Source organism: Cryobacterium sp. PH31-AA6, assembly GCF_030063195.1.
Taxonomy (GTDB): domain Bacteria; phylum Actinomycetota; class Actinomycetes; order Actinomycetales; family Microbacteriaceae; genus Cryobacterium.
Genome location: NZ_JASISS010000003.1, coordinates 210,590 through 211,746 on the forward strand (window position 1 = coordinate 210,590; position 1,157 = coordinate 211,746).

Genomic DNA, 1,157 nt, shown 5'->3' on the forward strand with positions numbered 1-1,157 from the left:
TGAACGCGGCCGCCGCAGCCTGCAGGGCGCTCACCGCGGCGTCCGCGTTCAGGCGGCCGGCGTCGGGAGTGTGCAGCACGCGCCCGTCGAAACGGATGCCCGGCCAACGCTCCCCCGCGGCCGCCGGAGTGAGGAACTCGGCTCCGAGCCCCGCACCGGCCAGCGCCACGGCCACGGCGTCGAAGTGGCGGTTCGGCCCGTGGTTCGCGACCCCGACCTGCGACAAGAGCCGGGATCCGGTCTGTGCCTCGAGCTCCCGCCACAGCGGCAGCGCCTCGGCCAGCATCCGCACATAGGTCGGGTCGGAGTAGGCCGTGTTGAAGTTGCGGGAGGCCCCGTGCGACGCTCCGTTGGTGTGCCCGGGCTCGAATCGCTCGAGGAGCATCACCGAGCGGCCCCGTCCGGCCAGCTGCCACGCAGTGGCAGATCCCATCGCTCCGCCGCCGACAACGACCGTCTCCACCGTGATCACCATTCGTTCATCCTGCCAGTCGCGCCGGCCGGTGGGGAATGGATGCCCCCGTCCCCGGCGTTGCAGCAGGTGAACCCGACGCTGCCCGACCGGACGAGGTGGCCGGCGTCACGACCTGTCCCGTCAGGGACGAGGAGGAACACCATGGACGACAGCACCCTCGCACCCAGCCAGGCCGACGAGACCGACGCGACCACGCGACCGGCCGAGGCCTGCGCGCTGCCGGGCGGCTCGTCGTCCGCGCCGCCGCTGGCCGACCAGCCGACCTGGCAGAGCCCGGACGACGACACCGAACGACGGATCCTCCGGCAGGCGTCGTCCATCGCGATCGTCGGCGCCTCGCCGCGACCGGACCGGCCGAGCCACGGGGTGGGCGAGTACCTGCAGCGCACGGGCGACTACCGGGTGTACTTCGTGAACCCGCGGGCCGACACGATCCTCGGCGAGAAGGCGTACCCCGACCTCGCGTCGCTGCCCGAGGTGCCCGACATCGTCGACGTGTTCCGGCGGGCGGACGACCTCCAGCCCGTCATCGACGAGGCCATCGCGGTGGGTGCCGGGGTCGTCTGGGTGCAGCTCGGCATCTGGAACCAGGCCGCGGCGGAATCCGCCGAGGCGGCAGGCCTGACCGTCGTAATGGACCGCTGCCTCACGCTCGTGCTCGCCCGGCTGCTCGGCGGGTCCG

The 1,157-nt window shown here is 72.9% G+C and carries 2 protein-coding genes; one reads left to right on the top strand and one right to left on the bottom strand.

Translation table 11 applies throughout. The annotated features are described in order from the left end of the window. Window positions 1-475: FAD-dependent oxidoreductase (locus tag QMG61_RS04360; RefSeq protein ID WP_283493104.1), on the bottom strand; the 475-nt coding region annotated here is incomplete at its 3' end. Window positions 476-616: 141 nt separating this feature from the next. Between QMG61_RS04360 and QMG61_RS04365 the strand changes: the two genes are divergently transcribed. Beyond that, window positions 617-1,157, top strand: a 541-nt coding sequence (locus tag QMG61_RS04365) for a CoA-binding protein (RefSeq protein WP_283493105.1), incomplete at its 3' end; no start/stop codon positions are given.